A 21,394-nucleotide genomic window follows, 5' to 3' on the forward strand; every position below is an offset into this window, starting at 1 on the left:
AAGGGAGCCCTTCTTTTCTTTATAGAGTGATATTCTCTATATATTTCAAAATGCATGAGCCACGTTGAAAAACTTCCTCCAGAAAAATATCCCCCTTCTTTTGGTTGCTCTTGAACCTTAGAAATCTTGTCTTTGAACTGTTTTTCTTCGATTTATTTCAGCTCTGTCCATGGCTTCGTCACAAAGATTCATAACACGTTCTGAAAGAGCTTCAAAACTTTCTGCAGAAACTCTGAAATCTCCTCTTGACTTGATATATTCTTGAACAAGGCTTTTTTTAATAAGTACTTCGCTTTTTTTAGCTTTTTTCTTTTTTTTGGCCATTTTGGATCCTTTTGCTTTGATTACGGAAATTTTTTTTATAGCAGAATCCTATTATTTCCTCCAAACTTTCAAATCCTCTCAATGAACAAGTATCGCAATTTGGGGTTAAAGTGTCACACTGATTTGCGCACCAACGACCAGGGCATCTTTGGTTGTGCCAAGGCCTCGAGGATTAATGATGTATTGGATATCAGGAACAATAATAAACCAGGGATTGATTTGAAACCAATGGTTGAGTTCCACCAAAGCTTCAAAATTTTGAGGTTGATTTCCAAAAGTCGGGACAGGCGTCATCCTTGTACGCTTGGCAATTCCCTGCGCCTCTTTCATGTCAGTGCTATACTTTCCATAGATGAATCCTAGATTGGTATAGTCCTTAGGACGAGAGGGAAAAAGTCCTTTATAGACAAGCCCAGAAGAAATATAGAATGGCAATAAGTTCCGGTCTTTTGGAGCAAAGAGAACCGCTACAAAAGGCGTAAGTCCTCTTTCCAACTTAGGATCTCCCACCCGTAAGACCATCTGATCAACGAGGAAGTAATATCCACTGTTTCCGTGATAATGTCCCCCTAAAAACTTGTCACCTTTGCTATCGGTATAGTAAAAATAACCAGCACGATAATTCCCTGGGTAGCCAGTATCCGTCTTGAGTTGATTGACTTGGTAAGACCATTCGGTAATCAATTGCATTCCATCCGAGCCATTAAGTGACCAGTTGAATCCATGATACTTGTTATCAGCAACATTATCTTGAGCAACATAAGCCGCCATTTTTGCTAATATTCTCTTGTATGGACGAAACTGAAGCAAAAAGCCCCACGTAGCATTAGGATAGGCTGTAAACGGACCGTTAAAGAAAATGGAGATAGGATTTCCATCAAATCCATTGTTCACAAATTTGTAGCAAAGTTCAGACTGCAAAAAATCATTCCCGGCATTAAGACGTCCCAGTTTTATGAGAAGCCACTCTTTAAAAAGAACCTGTTTCAGATACAATTCATTAAGACGGATATTTTGGCCCCCATAAACCTGAGCAGCCGGATATTGATTCCCAATTTTATCGGCACTTAAATTCGTTCCTGTACGCCCCACCACTGAGGAATAGAAGGACAACCCCTTGAGAGCGATATATTTTCCAATATCAATATTGATATCGAGGCCAAAGGAACCTGCAAAAGCACCCCCCTTTGCTTTCCCACCAATGGGATTCCCTAAGATATCCGCAACGTAAGACATGCCAACTGTCATCCCATCGCGAGCAAGTTTCGAGCGCCCTCCATTCCAGTCACCAGTAAGATAAGGACGATCCCACCACGACAGCTCCGTAACCTCTGGCTGAAGAGTTTCAGTCATCTCTTGATGCCGCTTTGGAGCAGTTCCAGAAAAGTTTGCATCACCAGCATGCAAGTGAACAACAACTAAAAGAGCTAAAATAAGTGTCTTCATTGCAAATCAACCGAACGATCGTTATTAATAGAGTACCGGTTCAATATTTTCTGATTTCTCGTGTCTAAAATTTCTCGATCAATAACGATTTCAACACCATCTCGAGTAACAATAAAAATATAAGGCTCCTCGTCATTCTCAGTTATTTCAATCAGACTGCGGATATTACGGATTTTTTTTCCGTTAACTTGATCAACAATTTTCTTTTCCAGATGTTGGTATCCCACATTGACAATATCATCAAGAACTCTTGACAAAACAACTACCTCATCCCTTCCTCGCTGAACTTTCCCGCGAAAAAGGTCATAGAAAAGATCGATGAATCCAAGACTTTGATCAACGTCAATTTGCCTAAGAAAGTTTTGTACTAGAGGTTGAAACACCAGCCCAGCAGAAATATAGTAAGTGGGAGGTTTGTCAAACTCTTGACGCACAAGCGGTCTTCCCTTCCGCTTTGGATCCACAACGCTCGTCACTTCCAGGCGACTGCCTTCTCGCAGCACGGCAACATCAATGCTATCTCCAAAATGCTTCATCATAATCAAATATTGGAAAGGGAGTGAAATTCCCAGACCTTCCAATTCCACCCAACCATGAGAATCAATCTCATATCCATCAAGAGCTAAAAGAATATCTCCAGGTTTTAAGAAGTCTGTAAGAAAGTGATTTTCTGGAACTTCAACAACAAGAAGGCCCCCCTTTCCCTTCTCAATACCGTAATAGGCACGCATAGCAGGGTTACGAATAGGCTGAACCTTAAAAGGATTTTCTGGAAAACCTAAATACTCCCCTTTTTCTACTTCATCCATAAAATGCTTGATGACAGGGATGGGAATCATATACCCGATATTCTGACCAAAAAAAGAAGCCTGATGCGCAACTCCCACGACCTTTCCATCAGAAAGGACCGGTCCTCCGCTATTACCAGGATTAATCGGTGCATCAATCTGAGAGATCAGAAGGCTGGCACCAGAATGTGCATAACTTCCAATTTCTACCCGAGAGACAATTCCTTTACTCACGGATATTTCACGTCCTCCCACAGGAAACCCATGAACAGCAACCTCTTCCTGGCGATGGATTAACTCACTACCAAATTGAAGCGCTGTTTTTCCCTCAAAAAAGGAGGGGTCTTCTAATTCCAAAACCGCCAAATCACAATCATGTCCCGCTACTTTCACACGTGCTTCATACCAATCACGTGAAGATCCGCAGCGGACCTCAATAAATGAAGCATCTTTTACTACGTGGGCATTGGTAACAATGCGACTTCCTTCAATGATAAACCCTGATCCTCCAGATCTTTCTGTTGTTGGAGGAGCCCAGGGACTTTCATAGTCATATACCTTGTGAGTTGTCGCAATTTGTACCACAGAGTTTTCCATCTCTTCCATGCCAAATACAGAGAAACTAAAGAAGAGCAACCCAAAAAATAATGATTTCACGAATGATTCCTACGATGAATTTTCAAAAGATCTTATGTAATCTCCCCCTTTCTTGCAATAAATCCCTTTTCAGAATATGAGGAAAAGGAAACTAGGGTGAGTAATGTATCAGTTTTTCTCAAAGTTTGGTTACAAAAAAAGACAGGGAGAATGGCTTCCCATTCTACTCGTACGCATTTGTCTAGGAATCTTCTTTATTCTTTCAGGATTCTTTAAAGTTTTTCACGCCAAGCAGCATACGGCTCTTTTGAAAACACTTCAAAAAGCCAACATACCTTTTCCTGAGTTTAATGCTTATTTTGTCCCAATCCTAGAATTTATCGGGGGGATCCTTATTCTCCTTGGGCTCCTCTGCTCACTCGCGTCTCTCATTCTATTTGCCATCATGATTATCGCACTTGTGACCGACCGCATCGCTTCTGTCGCGCTGCATGGTGGACTGATGACTCTCGAAAACTTCCTCTATCTCCCTGAAGTTCTATTTGCCCTCATGTTCCTCTGGCTTTTCTTCTCAGGACCTGGAAAGATCTCGTTAGATTTTGTCTACGGCAAAAAGAAACGCCACTCCACCTACTGATTCTTTTTAAAATATTTTTGATAGTATTCTTCTGCCTCATAAAAAGGGGCAGCAGGAAGAATTTGTGTGACAATCGGTTTGTCAAAGTGAGGGGTCATCTTCTCCAGTGAAGCTCGCGCTTCCTTTTCTTGCTTGGAAGAATGTGTGAAGATTGCTGAACGATATTGGGTTCCCACATCAGGCCCTTGCCGATTAAGGGTAGTTGGATCATGGGTTTTCCAGAAGATATTTAGAAGCATATCATAAGAGATTTCTTTGGGGTCAAAGACAATCTCAACAGCTTCCGCATGACCAGTATCGCCTGAGCAAACATTTTTATAGATCGGATCAGGAGCACTCCCACCAGTATATCCCACCCGAGTAGACTGAACGCCCTTGAGACCATCAAAAGCCTCTTCAACTCCCCAAAAACATCCCGCTGCAAATGTCGCCTTTTCCATATTCAACTTGTTTGGTATACTGGTTCTTTCAGATTATAAAAGTTTTGAATATGGTGCTACTGGAAATATTAAAACGCCCGTTTAACATCTGGTTTCCTATGCGTGTTGAGGGAAATACACAGGGGCTTGGGACCTTCTCCGGAGTCTATTTACCGAGCGTTTTGCAAATGCTGGGCGTTATTTTATTTATGCGCCTTGGGTGGATTACAGGACACATTGGGCTTCCAAAAATGACGCTCATCATTTTGATGGCCTCTTCGATCCTCTTTTTGACAGGACTATCGATGACTTCAATTGTCACGAATATGAAAGTGGGAAGTGGCGGCTCGTACTACATCATTTCCCGCTCTCTTGGAATGGCTTTTGGGAGCGCGATCGGAATTCTCTTAACCATCGCCCAGCTGACAACGATTGCGATTTGCGTATCGGGATTTGCAATTTCTCTTCAGGAACTGATGCCCCACTTTTCCCTGACATTTCTGGAACTTTGCACTCTTGCAGGGCTTACGCTTGTCTCATCATTCCCTGTCGACTTTGCTCTTAAAACCCAGGGGATTATCTTCTGCATTGTCGTCACCTCTATCGTATCGGTTTTCTTTGGAAGCAGCGCAAATATTCCTGAAACTGTTAAAGTTTTCCCCTCTTTTGAAACGGTCTCATTTTGGGCAGCATTTGCTCTTTTTTTTCCCGCAACAACGGGAATTGAATCAGGAATGGCGATGTCAGGAGATTTAAAAAGCCCCTCTCGTTCTTTAGCCATTGGAACTCTCGGCGCAGTCTTCACGGCCTATATCGCCTACATATCTTTATCCATTTTCTTAGCGACGGAAATTCCTGGTGATTACCTGAAATCCCATCCAATGATCATCTATTATATTTCGAAAGTGGGTATTCTCTTTATCTTAGGAGTTTGGGGAGCAACACTCTCAAGTGCCCTGGGAAGTATGATTACTTCTCCTCGCACGCTTCAAGCCCTTGCAAAAGACAACATCCTTCCTTCTTTCTTTTCAAAAAGCCCTAGGCTGGCAGGAATTTTGATCATTATCCTGGCAACGGCAATGACTTTGCTAACTGATATGAACCACCTCCTTCCTATTCTGTCGATGGTCTGTTTGATGACATACGGCCTCCTAAATTTTGTCGCCTTTTTTGAAACCCTTTTGAAGAACCCTAGTTGGCGTCCTCTTTTTAAAACACCTATTGCCCTTTCGCTCGTTGGAATGGTTGCCTGTTTGGTGAGCATGTTTATGATCAATGCAGGATGGACTTTTATTGTTCTCTTAGCGGTCGTGGGACTCTGCTTTTGGACGACAAAGCGAAACCTTAAGGGAAACTGGAATGACATCCGCTACAGCATTTTTTCTTTTTTTGCTTCAACGGCAACGAATAAGTTAGTCCATATTAAAAAGAATCCACGAAGCTGGCGTCCCAATATACTCGCAATTGTAGATCCTGAGTTGAGAGATCATGGGATGATCAATTTCGCCCATGCTCTCAATCAATCCAAGGGCTTTCTTACCTATGGAACAACTCTTCCAGAAAGTAAAAGTATCGAGTTTACACAAACAACTTTCGAAGAGTATTTCAAAGAGCGGGACATTTCTTGCTTTTTCCATATCAATGCCCACAAAACCTCGGCACTGGGAACACACAATATTGTACAGAACTATGGCTTGGGTCCCTTGCAACCAAACACCATCATTTTGAAGCCCCCAGAAGAAAAGTTAGAAGAGTTTTGTGAACTGATTTGCGCCTCATATGAATTGCAGAAAAACATCATCATCTTTAAAGGGAACGCGATTGAAAAAAAGGACTCTATCGACCTGTGGTGGGGCGGGCGATATCACTCTAACTTTGAGCTAGCCCTTGCATTATCTCACCTGCTACAGTCAGGAAAGGAGTGGATGAAAGCAAAAATCACGATTAAAACACTCGTCAAAAATAAAGCTGCTGAGATTCATATGACGAAACTCTTTGAAAAATACCATTCTGTCCTCCGCTTCAACAATCTCTGCTTTAAGCCATACCTTGACGAATCAACCGATTTTTATGCGCATATCGCTGAATACTCAACAGAGGCCGACTTGACATTCTTGGGGCTAAGAGCCCCCGACTTTGATGACTATACTACTTATTACAAGCGACTCATGAAGCAAACAGCTGGAATGAAGAATGTGGCTTATGTCCTAGCTGGAGAAAAGCTCAATTTCCAAGAGATTTTCGAATGAAGGTGCTAATCTATGCTGATGAGGGAGTTAGCTCATTTTCTCTTCAAGAAACGTTGAAAACTTTTCGCATGCGTTATGCTAACGTAGAGACAATTGATCACAAGATCCTTTGCAACAGTGATTGGGAAAAAGAAACATCTCTTCTTATTATTCCTGGAGGAAGAGACATCCCTTATGACCGAAAACTCAAAGGGAAGGGAACCGCTAAAATCCGAAAGTTTGTAGAAGAAGGAGGGAGCTTTTTAGGTATCTGCGCCGGTGCATATTTTGCCTCTGCCGAAGTCATCTTCGAAAAAGGGACCCCTATTGAAGTCCATGAAAAACGAGAACTTTCTTTTTTTCCAGGAGCGGCTGTAGGAGCGCTCTATCCTCACTCTCCCTTCGTTTACGAATCAGAAAAGGGCTCTCATGCCTCTTCCGTCACTTTCAAAGAGGATGAGCTCAGCCTCTACTATAATGGGGGGTGCACCTTCAAAGATGCAGAGAAATACCCCGGAATTACCATCCTTGCTCGCTTTCATGATGCCGGAGACCAGCCTGCAATTATTCATTGCAAAGTTGGGAAAGGAAGCACTATTCTTTCGGGCGTTCATTTTGAGGTAAGCCCAAAAAATTTAAAAAAAGAGGGCTGCGAACAACAAATGATCGATCAGTTAAAAATTTCGGATCAAAAAAGAGACCGCCTCATCGCTTTTCTCATGAGTTTACTAAACTTATGAAATCTTCAAAACGACAGTTTTGGGTTAACTTTGCTGCTGCAAGCACGGGGAATCTTTTTGAGCATTATGACAAAGCCCTCTTTGCATTTTTAGCCCCCTTCCTAGCCCCCCTTTTTTTTGAAACTTCATCCCCAATTACCGCACTGATTTACACCTATGCAATGATGCCTCTTGGATTATTTTCAAGACCCTTTGGAGCCCTTATCTTCGGCCGAATTGGGGACCGGAAAGGACGAAAATCTGCTCTATATTTAACATTGATTGGAATGGCCCTTACGACAACCCTTATGGGGTGCATCCCTACCTACAAAACAGCAGGATGGATTGCTCCAAGCCTGCTTGCCCTCGGTCGTTTGGTCCAAAACTTTTTTGCATCTGGAGAAACAACAGGAGGTTCTCTTTTGATCTTAGAATCATGCCCTGAAGAGCGCCGCAGTTTTTATAACAGCCTTTACGAATGTTCAACAATCCTAGGGATCTTAGTCGCTTCTTTTAGTGTAACGGTTCTCAGTTTTCAAGGATCGATTGAAACAACATGGCGGATACTCTACTGGATCGGAGGAATCACCGGTGTTCTTGGCCTATTCATGCGTTTCGCTGCCGTTGAGGGAAAAATTTCACCAAAGCCTCGTGTTTCGGTTCTTCCTCTTCTTTGGAAATACCGATTTCAATTTCTAATGATCGTATTCACTTCTGGGTTTTCTTACGCCAACTACTATATGATCACCTCTTTTCTCAACGGATATCTTCCTCTTATCGGCTCGATTACAAGGGAAGAAGCGATGCAAGCAAATACCTATATCTTGGGATTTGATTTCCTCCTATTGCCCCTTGCAGGAATTTTGGCTACTCGATTTCCAAAAGAGAGGCTCCTCCTCTTTTTTGGAGGATTAATTTGCCTCCTTTCGATTCCCCTCTATTCCTTTTTGGCCACCGCACCATTAATGGTTATCATGGCAATTCGACTAGTATTTGTCTCTTTTGGAGTAGGGTTTTCAGTAGTCTTAGCCCCTTTTTATCAAGACCTTATTCCTGCAGAGAGTCGCTATACATTGATAGCCTTCGGAAATGCAATCGGGTCCCAGTTCTTAGGAACAAGTGCCTGCAGCTTTAGCTTCTTCCTCTATAAGCAAACAGGGTGGGTCGCCTCTCCAGCTCTTTACCTAATGGGACTTGCCACTATAGCAATCTTTACTATCTATCTAGGAAGTCGCCTTCCGGCAGCGCGTTTCTCTAAGGAAAAAGAGCACAATACAGAGCCCCGCTAAGAAAAAAAAGGTAAGAATCCCATTCACGAGGTAATTACAAACAAGTCCCCCCAGCAACACTCATTGCGACATTAAGCCCCAAAGAAGCACCCAATGAGGTCGGGGGAGAAAGATCTTTTATGAAGGCAAAAGTAAGGATTTGCGCTGCTACCGAAAGTCCAAGAAAAAACAGCAAAAGGATCCCAGCAGGAATGGAATCCGGCGCTTCCAGCGATCAGATAGGTATCCCATAAAGGGACTAAGCACACCAGCTGCTAACCAAAAAACCATCATTCCATGACGAGCATGGGATTCAGTTATCAAAAATCGCTCTTCCAAAAAAGGAATAGCCTAGTGCTTTGCAAAAACAATGACAGCTCCTCACCCGCAAAAGGCATACACGCCAATCGCCCACATCTGCTTTGAAGCAAAAAGCAGCTTCAGCTCTTTTAGGTAACAATGCTTTCCAGCATGATCAGGCCCCCTTAGGGAAGGACAATCTTGAACAATCAGGAGGCACATTAATACTAAAATGATTCCAACAGTTCCCATGACAACCATCAGCACACGCCAAGAAATGTAATACTTCATTAACAGCCCTAAAGGAACACCTCCTACTAAAACTCCAAAAGTAGAAAAAAATTGACCAATCCCTGAAAGAGTTCCAAACTTTTTTGTGAGGAAACCAACGTGCTGCAACTATCAACATTGCAATAAATGTAAAAGGCGCACCGATCATAAGAAAAACTTTTGCGGCTATCGAAAAAATCGGCTCAGCACTCCAACCCATAAAAAACATTCCCACTGCAGAGCATCAGATAGCAATAGGAAGAAGAATTCTAGAATTAATGTGATCAAATAGAATTCCAACAGGAATTTGAGCAAGAAAAAACACATAGACAGCTACAGTTGTCATTAATCCAAAAAGATCGTGAGGCAGTTGCAATTCTTTGACTTGATGATACTTTGCCACCTGAGGAGCAGCTCGCATAAACTGATCATAGGCAAGAAAACAAACGACTAAAATAAAAGTGAAGACTCCATGAATCCGCATCTCCTTCTGCATGAGATTATCTATACAGATTCTTACAAAAGAAAGGAAGAATGCTCCTGAATAAAAGAATCAAAAGAAGTAATTAGTGGAGCTGGAAGTGCCTCGAGGGGAAACCATTCCCACCCTAAACACTTTTGAGGTTCTCGACATTCAACTTCTCCCTCAAATTCAGAAATGAGAACAAAGAGAGTAATATAATGTTGATTTTTGGGAGCAATAAGATTGTTTGTGTAAGGACCGCGGATCAAAGTCTTTGCGACGAGCCCCGTTTCCTCCAAAAGTTCACGCGATGCACACTCCTCAACCGACTCCCCATACTCGAGATGTCCACCTGGAGGAGCCCAGGTGGCATCACCAATTACACCCTTGCGCTTTCCAAGAAGAATTTCTCCCTCTCGGACCGCAACAGCTGCCAGACCCACATGTGGGCGTTTAGCTATTTCTTCTTCCAGCGAAGCCAAAGACCACCTAAAGTTGAAGCCAACAGAAGCTTCACTCCCGCTAGAGGAAGAAAAGGAACAAGACCCGCCATTAAGCTTTCTTTAACTGAAAGCAAGCGCGTCAAAACTCCCACCCCTAGGGTGTAGATAATCACCTGACCAACTAAAACGCTGAAAAGAACCCAAAGAGAATTTGGCTTTTCCTTTACAGAGATCAGTTTCCCTATTACAAATGCAGCAATTGGGAACGCCAAAAGGTATCCTGCCGATGGGAGTGTAAACCACATTGCGTTAGAAGCTCCTCCAGAAAGCACTGGAAGTCCAAGAGAAATCAGCGCAAGATATAGAAGAGCAGAATAGGAAGCAATTCTTCCACCTTGCATCGTTGCAAGCGTGAAGACTCCTAGGGTTTGCATCGTCATTGGAATAGGATAAAGAGGAATTGAAACTTGAGCACAAGCCGCGAGGAATAAGCCTCCGACTAACACCTGTGCTGCTGTCCAAACCCTAGACTTAGCTTTTTCCGAAAAAGCCGGCTTTGATTCAATAAAAACTTTCATATTCACACCTCCAAAAAAGGTTTTATGGAATCATTATCGGTCATTTAATGTTTTTGAGCAATAGATCCGACCAGATCGTAGTCCAAAGCCTCGGTAATTTTAACTTGATACAATTTTCCAAAAGCATCTACTCCGGTGATATCATTAATGATTACTTCTCCATCGATTTCAGGGCATTGCCCACGATGACGCCCGACCATGAGAAGGGAGGATTCAGGATGATAACCTTCGATGACTACTTCTAACGTCTGACCAATTTTTTTATTGAGAAGCTGGCGAGAAACTTTTTTCTGAGCCTTTGCCAAGTGTTTTTGGCGCTTTGCTTTTACTTCATTAGGAATTTGATTTGAAAGACTTGCTGCATGACTCCCAGGTTCCTTTGAATACTGAAAAATACCCACATTATCTATCGGATGCTCTTCAACAAACTTCAAAAGTTCCTCAAACTGTTTTTCGGTCTCTCCAGGAAAACCAACGATTAAACTCGTCCGGATCGTAATCTCTGGAATCTCCAGGCGGAGAAGTTCTAATGAACGGATGATTGCTTCTTTTGATGTTGCCCGATGCATAGACTTGAGCATCTCATCGTTAACATGCTGAATGGGCATATCGAGATATGGGCAAATCCGAGAATCGCTCTTCATCAATTGAATCAGTGGATGGGTGATTTCATCGGGATATAGATATAAAAGGCGCAACCAAAAATCGCCTTTCTCTTGCAAAAGAGTTTCCAAAACCTTGATTAATCCGTCTGAACGTTTGTATCCCTGATCTTTTCCCCAGTCCCCTAAATCTTGAGCAATAAGAATAATCTCAAAGACACCTTGAGCTCGAAGGGTGCGGAACTCTTTGACGATCTGCTCAAGAGCCTTACTTCGGAGAGGCCCCTTAATTTTAGGGATAATGCAATAAGCACATCGCTTTTTGCACCCCTCAGCAATCTTCAGGTACGCGTAATGCGATGGAGTTGAAACTTGCCTGGGGACTTCCCCTGCTTCCAGATAACTCCGTGCTGTTGTGATACGGCTCCCTTGCGTTTTTGATTCGATTGCACGAAGAATTCCCTCAACATCTCCTGATCCTAGAAGATAATCGATATCAGGAAAGTGTTTCTTGATCTCCTGGTCATGAGTTTGGACCATGCACCCCGTAACGATAATTTTTGCCCCCTCTTTTCGCTCTTCATACATCTCTCCAATGGTAGCAAGAGATTCTTCTCGGGCAGATTCTAAAAACCCACAGGTATTGATAATGATGTAGTCGGCGTCTTCTATCCCATCCGTTGGTTCGTACCCAGCCTTGAGTAAAATCCCCAGCATGACTTCAGTATCCACCCGATTTCGAGGGCATCCTAAGCTAATAAAAAGAAGCTTATTCCCCCCATGTTGGAATGTAGGAGGAGATTCCTCCTTAACTTCTTTCGTTGGGGTTTCACTAGGGTACATCTTTAACATGAGAGACAGGATACCCCTATCTCTGATTTTGATCAATCAGATAGGGCCTTTATATCGTCTGCAACCTTTTTTTGATTGTCAGCGCTAGGATCTTCGATAAAAGTCTGATAGTGGATATTTAGCATCACTTCATGATCCCTTTTCCCCTGTTTCAAAGCAACGCACGCGGTCTCATTCATCACCTGCAAAGCTTCATCCATAACTTTCTTTAGTTGAGCTTTTTTATGAACTTCTAGATTAGGTTGATTGTATTGGTCAAAGGACTCTTTGAAGAGGTTAAGTCCTTTTTCATAGTCTTGATGGTATTTTTCTAGCTCCTCTTGAGAGTATTGGTGCGGCTCCCCTCCTCCTTGAACTCCTTCAACATCTGACATAACTATAGTCCTATAATTTCTTCTTCCTATTATTTTCTTTAACGGATAGAATATTTTTTAGTCCAATTTGAAAAAAGGTTGACCTATGCGAAAGACGCTATTGGGATTTTTACTTATTACAGCAACGTTACTATCTCAAGAAAAAGGGCAGCCGCAACAATTACCCAGCCAGCCTCCACCGCTTTCTACAGTAGATCAGCAACTTGCGCAAGCACAGGCAGATTTTGATATTGCCCGGAAAATGTTCAACCCCTGGTACGCTGGTCCTCTATTAACTCCTTCAGCCCACAACGTTCCCCCTGGAGAATTTGTTGTTCAGCCTTACCTTTTTATCAAGAATACCTTTGCTGAATATACCGGAAACCGCAAATCTGTAAATACTCCAGACCTATGGACAGTTAACCCTTTATGCCTCTTTCAAATGGGGTGGTTTTCTTGGCTCGACTTCACAATAACCGCCCAGGGCTTCTACAACAACAAAGACGGAGAGGATTTCTTCTATTGGGGAGACACCTCGCTTGAGTGGGGAATTCAACTTATGAAAGAGTCTCCTTACAGACCTGCTCTTCGCATTACGATTACTGAAACCCTTCCAACAGGGCGATATGAGAAACTTAATCCTGCAAAGAATAGGGCAGATGCAACCGGCTCAGGGGCTTACTTTACCAATCTTTCGCTTAACGCATCCAAGGTTTTCTGGTGGATAACCACCCATCCCTTTGCATGGCGCCTTTCAATGAACTATGCTGTTCCAATGAAGGTCCAGGTCCAAGAGTTCAATGCCTACGGCGGAGGATACGATACACGTGGAAAAGTACGCCCTGGAAACAAAATTGCCATCGACACCTCGATAGAACTTAGCTTCACCCAGAAATGGGTCCTTGCAGTAGACCTTGCTTACACCTATCAAAACCATAGTACTTTCTCAGGACATAAAGGGAGAACTGCAGCAGGAGGCTCAGCTTCCGTAGGAGCACCTTCTAATGATAATCTCAGTTGTGCACCAGCGATCGAATACAACCCATCCGATCAATTAGGATTTTTAGCAGGGGTTTGGTTCACCATTACTGGAAGAAATTCTGGTGACTTTGTTTCAGGCATCTTAACCATGTACTACGCTTGGTAGACTTCAGAAAAAAAATTCTCCATTGCTTGAAGTGACCGCTTTTCAGCAATTGGGCTATAGATCGTTCCTAGCTCTGGATCATTTGCTGCAGGATTAGTGAAAGCATGGAGGGTTTTCCCATAGGCATGCACTTGCCAATCCGCACCGCACTTTGTCATCTCGTCTTGAAAAGAAGCAAGCTGCTCAGGAGAAACCATAGGATCTTCATAGCCATGAAGCACAAGAATTTTTCCTTTCGGCTTGGAAGAATAGTCGGGAGCATTGAGGAGTCCATGAAAACTCACCACTGCTTTAAGGTCGGCACCACTCCTAACAAAGTCAAGAGCGCAAAGACCTCCAAAACAAAAGCCGATAGCTCCTATCTGAGCGCTGTCAACTGAAGGGTGTTTTTGAATAGCGCCCAGACCTGCTTCCATTCGGCTCAAAAGAAACTTTCGATTCTTCATGAAGGGTTCCATTAATTTCCCATTTTCTTCCGTGGAAGAACCCAAAACCCCCTTTCCATACATATCTAGGGCAACACCAACGTACCCAAGAGAAGCAAGCCACTTAGCCTTGTCCAGGACAAAAGCGTCCCGACCTCTCCACGCATGAAAAATTAAGATAGTGGGACGCCTTCCCCGAGAGGGATCGTGCGCGATGAAGGCTTCCAGTGTCGCTCCTTGGTGCTGATATTCTAACGTTTCACTTTCCATAGATTTATCAAAACACTTCTTGAAAAAAAAGGAAATGAAAATTAGATTGATACCATGAAACTTGCGCTAATCTTTTTATGTTCACTCTCTCTTTTTGCAAAACAGCCTCATCCTGTTGCTAAGGTAGATACATGGTTTAAAGAAGAAAAGGAGCGAACAGAGGGGCGCTTCTTTAAACTTGCCTCTCTAGCAACTGTTTCTTCCGATGGAAGACCCCATGCAAGAATGATTGAAATCACCAATTTCAATCAGAGTAAGGGCGCTCTCTTTTTTACCCATGAAAAAACAGAAAAAGTCAACCATCTGTCCTATAATCCCCATGCCTCGCTGAATATCTACCTACCTCGTACCCACCGCCAATTATGCATAGACGGAATCGTAAATCAAATCCCCCGCCAAGAAGCAGAAAAAGCTTGGAACAGAATGCCCCGTTTTATGAAATTCACCTTCATAGCATCTAACAAGGGAGAGCTCTTAGAGTCACAAACAGTCGTTGAAAATCGAAGAAAAGAGCTTGAAAAAGAATACCCCAAAGAAGTCCCATGCCCCCCAGAATTTAGGGGATATCGCTTAGCACCCGATCAAATTATCTTCTTTGAAGTCCATCACCGATCCTTTCCAACAAAAGAAATTGCAACATTAGAACAGAATGAATGGATCTGCACAGCTGTAGAGCCCTAGGTTCTGTTAGAATGCTTTTTGCGCTCTCTGAAATATGAAGAAGTGTACCTGAGATTACATGAAAGTATGAGAGAATCTAGGGAAGTCATTGGATCATATATAAAATTTTAAAATGAGGAGAGACCTAACCAGAGCTTAGGTTACAAAACACCTGATGAAGTGCACTGGGCTGAGGGCTTAGAAAAGATGAACTATATTGAAGCATTAGGCTAATAAATGAACAAACTAGCAAGGAACAAAGTCTCCTAGAAAATGACAACAAAACTGTCTTGACAATGGAGTTCACCTTAATTGCCTAAAACAGGCCTTTTTGATTTGATAGGCTAGATGGTGAAAATAAATTAACGTGTTATGGAACTTCGGGGGAAATTAGGATATGTTTTTGGACTTGGAGAGAGTCTGTTTTATCTGAGACCCCAATTCTTATTTGGAAAAGAATACCATCGTGGGCGATTCATACAAGCAGCCATTGGTGTAAGTTACTTTCCTCTGGGTTCAAAAGGACGCCATGGACTTTATGTATTACCCAGCCTAAACGTTTCCTGAGGAACCAAATTTTAAATTACTTGTTTTCTAGAACGCTTCTTTATTCAATTGATCAATATAGAAATCAATGAGGGAGCGGTACGCATCCCACTTGGAGTGAAGATAGTGCCATTTGAGTTGGGGATCGACTTGGTTCCAAACGGACGGGCGATATTTTCTCTCAAGCAATGGGAGGAAGGTTCGATCGGGATCCTGCAAAAAACAGGTATAGGCATCGAGGGTCTCAAGTTCCATCTGTGCAAATATGAGGCGGCCGGTTTCTGGGTCTTGTGAGGTTCCTTGAGTTTTATGAAGCTCCTCAAAGGCAATCTTGGTGTAGGACTGTGCCTTCTTCAGGCTTTTCTTTAGGGATTCAAGGTGGGAGGTCACAGCTCCTTGAGAAATAGGAAGGGGGCGGGACTGGATCACATGATGGACTTTGCTATATAGATCTTGAGGTGGAGGCATCGTAATTTGCTTGAGACTGCGGTTGGGAATGCCTTTAAACCCCAGTCCTCCAGAAGAAGCATTGATAAAAGTGGTATGGGGATTCTTTTTCGCAAAGGTAGAAATTGCTGAGGATTCCATGACCCACTTGACAAGGGTATGGATTGGCTTGCCATAAATATCTTTTCGCTTCAGAAGACGCTCGGCCGTGCGCACTTCTTTTTTCTTTTCTTTAAGAAACGCTTCGGGAGTCGCAACTACTCCAGAGGCATAGGCTCTTCCCCCGGTAAAAGCAAGATCCACACCAACCAGAATGATGGGGTTGCACCCAAGAGTCGTAGCAAGTTCGATTGCTGTCGTTGTGACCGATAGAGCTTCGATTGAAAATCCTTCTTGCAAAGGAGATGCATCAAGCTCTAGTTTCTCTTCAAGCCACCTCTCTGCAGCACCTCCGGTTTGCGTATGAAGGTAGCCGTGAGGCCCGTTGCAAGTCTGGAAAATATCGGGATGGAGGCGAGAGGCATAAAGTAGGGGTAGCTCGAACGCAGAGGCTTCTTTAAAGCGCTTCACTTCTTCAAAGTTTGGATCGAGAGCGATTCCAAAGTGAGGACGCACACCATGGTTACTTAGGGCTGTGATCGCTGACCCTCCAGCAATAATAAGCGCTCGATGATCAAGTGTGTTGAGAATTTTTAGATTATTTTCAAGGGACGGACCAGCACCGCAGATGATGGCGGGAGTTCCTTGAAACACCCCTTTTAAAGCATTTCCATCAAAGGCTGTCTCCATTCGATAAAAGTTAGGATGAAGATTTTTGAAGAAGAGATTGTAATAGTGGTTTTCTAAGTAAAGGGCATGTTGAATGGTGGTTAAGCGATGAAGCATGAGGCGAAGGCGATAAAAACGGGAAGTTTTGTACGAGGGAAGGGCAAATATCCCAATGTTTTCAAGAGGAAATGATTCAGCACACTCCTTGAGAAAAGGAGCGAGACGCCGTTTATCCAAATTAAAGCGGATATGAACCTGAGGATTGGCAAGGATTTCAGCGGCATATTCTGTTTCAAGAAAGGCTGCAATCGCCCCGAGATTTTCTTCTAAAAAAATCAAATCTCGTTCTTTGTTTTCTGCAAGCCAAGCTTTTAAGACTAGGTAAGAATCCCCATGACCCAACCCATAGATATACACACTATCGAGCTTCTCAAGGTTTTCTACCTTCACTGATTCTTTTCTATTTGAAACTGGCTCAATCTCTTGAAATCTCAGAAGAAAAGAAAGGTTAGGATAACGAGGCTCTAACAGATCAGTTTGGACCATCGCTTCTCCACTGAATGCGATTTCCGTCCCACTTTCCTACTTTGGCAGTTTCTTCTCCTTCTTTCCAGGATCTCTCTACATATTGAAGAGAGGGGTCATACTTCCCCTCTAAAAGGAGGTTCTCACTTTCATCCCACTGCTTTTGATCAAATCGATTCGGGGAATGGTAATGACGCTCTTCAAGGAGCGAACCATTTGCAAAAAAACGACGATGTAGACCAACGGGATTTCCACTTCTGTACTTTCCTTCATCAAGGAGCACTCCCTGTTGATTCCACATGCGGTCAACCCCTTCACGAAGCCCTGTTTGAAAAATGACTTCCCGTTTTTTTTGCCCGTTGGGCCAGTAAAGCTCAACAGAGCCTTCCAATATTCCTCTCGAATAAGTCATTTCTGATTTAAGATTGCCATTTTCATAATAATATTCTTGCTTTCCATGCAATATTCCCTTCTTGTAGCGCTCAATAATGCTAAGTTTTCCTGAAAGGTAATAGCGGGTAGACTTCCCTTCTTTCTTATCTTGATAAAACCAGGTTTCCGAAAGGCATACTTCATTTTCACTATAGAAGCGGGAGGGTCCATGGAGTTCTCCATTCAGATAAAAACATTCGGTCTCAATACCCCCACCGGGATAGTAGAGAAGATATTGTCCTTCAAAATGCCCCTCAATTTCAAAATAGGCTCGCAGAACTCCTCCTTGGCCATCCTTTTTTAAAACAAGATGGGAAATTTCAGAAAAGTCTTTGGGCACTCTCAAGGGTTTAAATGAGGCGTCGATATCGATGCCTAAATCGGGATCTTGAATCGTGAGACGACCCTCACTAAACTGATAGGTTTCTTTCATGGCAAAATTTCTCGGTTACATCTTGATAAAAGAGGACTTGTTGGAGTTTTTTTTCAAAAGGGAGATCGGTCATCCTTCCCAAAATTTCATCGGTTTGAAGAAGATTTTTCCACACCTCCCATAAAGGGAAAAGGTGATATTGGAAAAAGAGTTCTTCTTCAAGTTCGCATTCCTGAAGAACTGTATTTTTCCTTTGTTCTAGGGCTTCCATAAACTCCGTTAGGATCGCTCGGGTCTTCTCCAAACTTTCATCAAGGTGATGAAATTTCTCAGGGATTGAAGATAAACCAACAGAAGGCGCCGAGATTACTTTTTGGTATACCTTTGCAGATAAATCTGTGCAGCAAGAAGAGACCATAAGAGGTCCATCTTGGATTCCTTCTAACTTAAGTCCGCGCGTGCTTGTGTTGATAAAAGTGGTTTGAGGATGCTTCCTAGCAAACTCCTCTAACCACCTCTTGCTCATCAAAAAATCGGGACGAGTAAAAACAACGTTTCCCTGCCTATCCTCCATCCGAATTGGATTTAAACGCTCATCCATTCCCTCAACGCCGGCGGCATAAGAAGCTTCATCGTACACACAAAGATCAAGACCCACGAAATAAATAGGATCGCACCCTAAAAGGACAGCTACCATCGTTGAAAATGTAGAGACGTTCCAACCCACATCGCATGGTGGAAGTGCAAGTTCCTCGGTAAGATACTCCTCTAAAGCAAAACTTCCACTCTGTCCCAAACAAAGTTTCGGACCATGATGATGAGTAAGCAAGGTATGACTCACTTGATTTTGGTAAAACAGAGGAGTCTCAAAATGGTTCTGTCGATAAAATCTTTCTGTAGGGGGATCGGGATCAAGCGCCGCAGAGAAGTGAATCGGAATATTAGCCCGCGACAGTGGAGCAAGCGCTGAGCCACCTCCAATGATCAATGCTCGATCCTGAAGTTTTTTGACTTCATCCAAACGATCTTCAAGAGACGGTCCTGCGCCGCAAATGATTGCTGGCGTTCCCCGAAACTTTCCTTCTAGAGCATCCCCTCTTTTGATTTCCTCCTTCATTAGAAGGTTATCAAAAACATTCGACATCAGGGGAACCCCAAAGTCGTTATACAAGCAAAGAGTGAGCTCGGTTCCCAAAATCCATTCCCCAAGTACGTTAGGATCGCCCCCTATTAACTCCCATGGTTTAAAAAGATGCTCCCATGCATACGGAAGGTATTCACTGCCAACTTTTAGGCGAGAGTGTTCCATGAATGGAAGAGAAATATTATGAAGAATCTGGGGATCTTCAGGGATAAGGTAGATTTTTCGAGTAGGATTTTCATCAAGCCACTCTAGAACCTTTTGTTGCCAAGAGATCGGACCAAGAGCATAAAGATAAAGCGCTACGGTTTCACTTTTTGGAAGAGGAAGATCAACAAAAGGAACATCTCGCTTCTTTTCAGTGCGGAGTTCTAGAGCAAATAGAGGATTTTTCTCATCGAGCATTCTTAAGAGATTCATAGGTAGGCAACTGATTCCTTTCTTTAATGGAAGAATCGTTTTCCCATCGTAATAGGAATCCCTCATCATTGGCAAGACAAATCAGCGGAGCTTTGATATAGGCGTTATATCCAAGGGCTTGTGCAAACATCTTTTCCTGGAGAGCCACAGCTTTACATTCAATGAGAAGAAGAGGACGGAGTGTTTCAGACTCAAGACATAAAATATCAATACGGCGACTAGGAACTTTCTTTTCCGATACCTGAGGAAGCTCTGATAATTTTCTCTCAACAACAATGGCATGAGTTGGATATCCCAACTGATTCACGAGATGGCTCAATATCTTTTGTCTCACTACCTCTTCAGGAAACGCATCAACCCATTTCTTTCGAATTGAGTCATAAATTTGTCTATGCTGGGGAGACAACACCATAACTGCCATCACGCCGACGGTAGATTACCTTAAGAGCCTGTTCTTCTTCTGATCGATAGATCATAAAATGGTCATTCGACAGCTCCATTTTCATAACTGCTTCATCCATCGTGAGATTCTTTAAGGAGCGTTTTTTCTTCTTAATCACCTTCGGGAGCGTATAATTCTCTTTCAAAGACTCGTTGTTTGCATCAATAATCTCTTGATTAATCTCCTCGATTTCATGCTGAGCATGTTCGAAGACGTTGATCTCCATTTCAGTAACAGACACTCCTTTTGCATGGTGGTCCTGAATCCGACCCTTCCATTTTCGAAGTTTTGTATAGAGACGCTCAAACGCTTTATCAATAGAGGTATATAGGTTTTCGGTAATGGCATGAACGTTCACCTTGAAATGAAAAAATTTCATGATGATATCAACCGTATGATTCAATTTCTGCACGTCGAGATTGACCCTGACATCAATGATGTGCGTCGAGAAAGCTTCGATCCTAGAAATCTTCTCTTCGACGTAACCCCGAATCGGCTTAGTGACTTCAATATGTTTTCCAATGATGTTAATGGTATATTCTTGTTGATCAAATTTCTTAGAGCTATCGGTCATGTTTTAACCCCTTGGTTGGCCCGTCATTCTAACCAAATCTTGAATTTATTTGGGTATAATTCCAAAAAATTTGTCTTTTTTTCCTCTTATCAGTTATCCAAAAGTTATGAGCAGTGAAAATGGGAAAAGGCCAAAGCGCCTCTTATCTATTATCCGCCTTATTGCTACCAAAACTCCCATGAGCCTATCCCGATAGGCTATCCACCCAGTATTTAATAAGGCTAAAATTCAAAAATCCTTTCCAGTAATCTAATTTTCTTTCCGAACGCACAACAAGTCGTCTGAACTTTCTTTGAAGCCATGATATTGCCCTTTCTACTTGCCATCGCCTCCTTCGAATCCAAGACGCAATTTTCTTATCTTCTGGATGTTTCCCCATCTTCCTTTTGGCTATAATCGGATAAATATTCCGTCTTAACAATTTTACCCTTAGTGCACTTGCATCATAACCTTTATCTGCTTCGAATATGGGAAGCCTTCCTGTCTCTTTTTGGAAGATTTTTATCTGCTTGCTTACTCTTTCAAGCAGAGGCTCTACTTGTAATCTCTCATCTCCTTTAGCACTCGTTACTTCAAGTGCAATTGGGCTCCCTTCTTCATCGACTAAAAGGTGGTTTGTGACTCCTTTCCCTTTGTATCCATAGTCAACTAATCCTCCTCCTCCTTTGCCTGCGAAAAAAAACCATCCGTTGCCATCCGATCCCAATCGATCAATCCTTCTAAAAAAGCTGCTTCCCTTAACGCTGAGAGGATTTTTTCAAGCGTTCCATTAGCTTGCCACACTCCCAGCCAACGATGAGATGCTGAACTCGATGCCCACTTTTCTCCTATAGGTAAATCTACCCATCGAGATCCTGTAATCATTATCCAACAGATTGTATTACATACTTTTCTCTATGGCGTATGAGGCTTTCCCTTCCTTCTTTTATGGGGGTTT

Annotated in this window: 23 protein-coding genes and 1 pseudogene; 6 read left to right on the forward strand and 18 right to left on the reverse strand. The window is 42.7% G+C overall.

Going from position 1 to position 21,394, the window contains the following annotated elements; translation table 11 throughout:
- Nucleotides 1-117 precede the first annotated feature (117 nt).
- From R2I63_RS02810 to R2I63_RS02820, 3 genes are all read right to left on the reverse strand, one after another.
- Nucleotides 118-324, reverse strand: coding sequence for a hypothetical protein (locus R2I63_RS02810; RefSeq protein ID WP_316358592.1), 207 nt, complete (start codon nt 322-324; stop codon nt 118-120).
- 105 nt (nt 325-429) lie between these two features.
- Complete coding sequence (locus R2I63_RS02815; RefSeq protein WP_316358594.1) at nt 430-1,770, reverse strand: carbohydrate porin; 1,341 nt, start codon at nt 1,768-1,770, stop codon at nt 430-432.
- Entirely contained in the window at nt 1,767-3,215 is a 1,449-nt protein-coding gene (locus R2I63_RS02820) for a S1C family serine protease (protein ID WP_316358595.1), read from the reverse strand. Before R2I63_RS02820 ends, R2I63_RS02815 begins: the two co-directional genes overlap by 4 nt.
- A 103-nt stretch (nt 3,216-3,318) precedes the next feature.
- Here R2I63_RS02820 and R2I63_RS02825 point away from each other — a divergent pair, with 103 nt between their 5' ends.
- Nucleotides 3,319-3,792, forward strand: coding sequence for a DoxX family protein (locus R2I63_RS02825; RefSeq protein WP_316358598.1), 474 nt, complete (start codon nt 3,319-3,321; stop codon nt 3,790-3,792).
- Here R2I63_RS02825 and msrA read toward each other — a convergent pair.
- Nucleotides 3,786-4,232, reverse strand: coding sequence for a peptide-methionine (S)-S-oxide reductase MsrA (gene msrA / locus R2I63_RS02830; protein ID WP_316358600.1), 447 nt, complete (start codon nt 4,230-4,232; stop codon nt 3,786-3,788). The two genes, R2I63_RS02825 and msrA, sit on opposite strands and share 7 nt — an antisense overlap.
- 98 nt (nt 4,233-4,330) lie before the next feature.
- Between msrA and R2I63_RS02835 the strand changes: the two genes are divergently transcribed.
- From R2I63_RS02835 to R2I63_RS02845, 3 genes are read left to right on the forward strand one after another with little or no spacing between them, the layout of a single operon-like run.
- Entirely contained in the window at nt 4,331-6,460 is a 2,130-nt protein-coding gene (locus tag R2I63_RS02835; RefSeq protein WP_316358602.1) for an amino acid permease, read from the forward strand.
- Nucleotides 6,457-7,179, forward strand: coding sequence for a BPL-N domain-containing protein (locus R2I63_RS02840; protein ID WP_316358604.1), 723 nt, complete (start codon nt 6,457-6,459; stop codon nt 7,177-7,179). Before R2I63_RS02835 ends, R2I63_RS02840 begins: the two co-directional genes overlap by 4 nt.
- Complete coding sequence (locus R2I63_RS02845) at nt 7,176-8,447, forward strand: MFS transporter (protein WP_316358606.1); 1,272 nt, start codon at nt 7,176-7,178, stop codon at nt 8,445-8,447. Before R2I63_RS02840 ends, R2I63_RS02845 begins: the two co-directional genes overlap by 4 nt.
- Before the next feature lie 360 nt (nt 8,448-8,807).
- On the opposite strand, the gene R2I63_RS02850 is transcribed toward R2I63_RS02845, so the two are convergent.
- The 6 genes from R2I63_RS02850 to R2I63_RS02875 form a co-directional block, all read right to left on the reverse strand.
- Nucleotides 8,808-9,125, reverse strand: coding sequence for a hypothetical protein (locus tag R2I63_RS02850; protein ID WP_316358607.1), 318 nt, complete (start codon nt 9,123-9,125; stop codon nt 8,808-8,810).
- A gap of 115 nt (nt 9,126-9,240) precedes the next feature.
- Nucleotides 9,241-9,492 carry a hypothetical protein gene (locus tag R2I63_RS02855; RefSeq protein ID WP_316358608.1) on the reverse strand — a complete coding sequence of 84 codons (252 nt, stop codon included), beginning with the start codon at nt 9,490-9,492 and terminating at the stop codon, nt 9,241-9,243.
- Between the two features lie 20 nt (nt 9,493-9,512).
- A complete protein-coding gene (locus R2I63_RS02860; protein ID WP_445083669.1) occupies nt 9,513-9,920 on the reverse strand; it encodes a nucleotide triphosphate diphosphatase NUDT15 in 408 nt (135 codons plus the stop codon).
- Nucleotides 9,917-10,480: a biotin transporter BioY gene (locus R2I63_RS02865; RefSeq protein ID WP_316358613.1), complete on the reverse strand. Its 564-nt coding sequence runs from the start codon at nt 10,478-10,480 to the stop codon at nt 9,917-9,919. The genes R2I63_RS02860 and R2I63_RS02865 overlap by 4 nt, the downstream gene beginning before the upstream one ends.
- A 44-nt stretch (nt 10,481-10,524) precedes the next feature.
- Complete coding sequence (rimO, locus tag R2I63_RS02870) at nt 10,525-11,934, reverse strand: 30S ribosomal protein S12 methylthiotransferase RimO (RefSeq protein ID WP_316358615.1); 1,410 nt, start codon at nt 11,932-11,934, stop codon at nt 10,525-10,527.
- 32 nt (nt 11,935-11,966) lie between these two features.
- A complete protein-coding gene (locus R2I63_RS02875; protein ID WP_316358616.1) occupies nt 11,967-12,308 on the reverse strand; it encodes a hypothetical protein in 342 nt (113 codons plus the stop codon).
- 85 nt (nt 12,309-12,393) lie between these two features.
- On the opposite strand from R2I63_RS02875, the gene R2I63_RS02880 reads away from it, so the two are divergent.
- The gene (locus R2I63_RS02880) at nt 12,394-13,434 is read left to right on the forward strand and encodes a hypothetical protein (protein WP_316358618.1); all 1,041 of its coding nucleotides are present in this window, start codon (nt 12,394-12,396) and stop codon (nt 13,432-13,434) included.
- On the opposite strand, the gene R2I63_RS02885 is transcribed toward R2I63_RS02880, so the two are convergent.
- The gene (locus R2I63_RS02885) at nt 13,422-14,129 is read right to left on the reverse strand and encodes a dienelactone hydrolase family protein (RefSeq protein ID WP_316358620.1); all 708 of its coding nucleotides are present in this window, start codon (nt 14,127-14,129) and stop codon (nt 13,422-13,424) included. The two genes, R2I63_RS02880 and R2I63_RS02885, sit on opposite strands and share 13 nt — an antisense overlap.
- A gap of 54 nt (nt 14,130-14,183) precedes the next feature.
- On the opposite strand from R2I63_RS02885, the gene R2I63_RS02890 reads away from it, so the two are divergent.
- The gene (locus tag R2I63_RS02890; protein WP_316358622.1) at nt 14,184-14,810 is read left to right on the forward strand and encodes a pyridoxamine 5'-phosphate oxidase family protein; all 627 of its coding nucleotides are present in this window, start codon (nt 14,184-14,186) and stop codon (nt 14,808-14,810) included.
- A 573-nt stretch (nt 14,811-15,383) separates the two neighbouring features.
- Here the strand turns inward: R2I63_RS02890 and R2I63_RS02895 are convergent.
- The 7 genes and pseudogenes from R2I63_RS02895 to R2I63_RS02925 form a co-directional block, all read right to left on the reverse strand.
- Complete coding sequence (locus R2I63_RS02895; protein WP_316358624.1) at nt 15,384-17,096, reverse strand: motility associated factor glycosyltransferase family protein; 1,713 nt, start codon at nt 17,094-17,096, stop codon at nt 15,384-15,386.
- Nucleotides 17,083-17,940 carry a toxin-antitoxin system YwqK family antitoxin gene (locus R2I63_RS02900; RefSeq protein ID WP_316358626.1) on the reverse strand — a complete coding sequence of 286 codons (858 nt, stop codon included), beginning with the start codon at nt 17,938-17,940 and terminating at the stop codon, nt 17,083-17,085. Before R2I63_RS02900 ends, R2I63_RS02895 begins: the two co-directional genes overlap by 14 nt.
- The gene (locus R2I63_RS02905; RefSeq protein WP_316358629.1) at nt 17,918-19,441 is read right to left on the reverse strand and encodes a motility associated factor glycosyltransferase family protein; all 1,524 of its coding nucleotides are present in this window, start codon (nt 19,439-19,441) and stop codon (nt 17,918-17,920) included. The genes R2I63_RS02900 and R2I63_RS02905 overlap by 23 nt, the downstream gene beginning before the upstream one ends.
- The gene (locus R2I63_RS02910; RefSeq protein ID WP_316358631.1) at nt 19,416-19,862 is read right to left on the reverse strand and encodes a type I restriction enzyme HsdR N-terminal domain-containing protein; all 447 of its coding nucleotides are present in this window, start codon (nt 19,860-19,862) and stop codon (nt 19,416-19,418) included. The genes R2I63_RS02905 and R2I63_RS02910 overlap by 26 nt, the downstream gene beginning before the upstream one ends.
- The gene (gene hpf / locus R2I63_RS02915) at nt 19,831-20,457 is read right to left on the reverse strand and encodes a ribosome hibernation-promoting factor, HPF/YfiA family (protein ID WP_316358633.1); all 627 of its coding nucleotides are present in this window, start codon (nt 20,455-20,457) and stop codon (nt 19,831-19,833) included. The genes R2I63_RS02910 and hpf overlap by 32 nt, the downstream gene beginning before the upstream one ends.
- Nucleotides 20,458-20,641: 184 nt before the next feature.
- A complete protein-coding gene (locus R2I63_RS02920; protein ID WP_316358635.1) occupies nt 20,642-21,163 on the reverse strand; it encodes a transposase in 522 nt (173 codons plus the stop codon).
- Nucleotides 21,106-21,339: pseudogene (locus R2I63_RS02925) on the reverse strand (transposase); the annotation flags it as partial. The gene R2I63_RS02920 and the pseudogene R2I63_RS02925, both read right to left, overlap by 58 nt.
- Nucleotides 21,340-21,394 lie beyond the last annotated feature (55 nt).

Source organism: Candidatus Neptunochlamydia sp. REUL1, from assembly GCF_963457595.1.
In the GTDB taxonomy this organism is placed as follows: domain Bacteria; phylum Chlamydiota; class Chlamydiia; order Chlamydiales; family Simkaniaceae; genus Neptunichlamydia.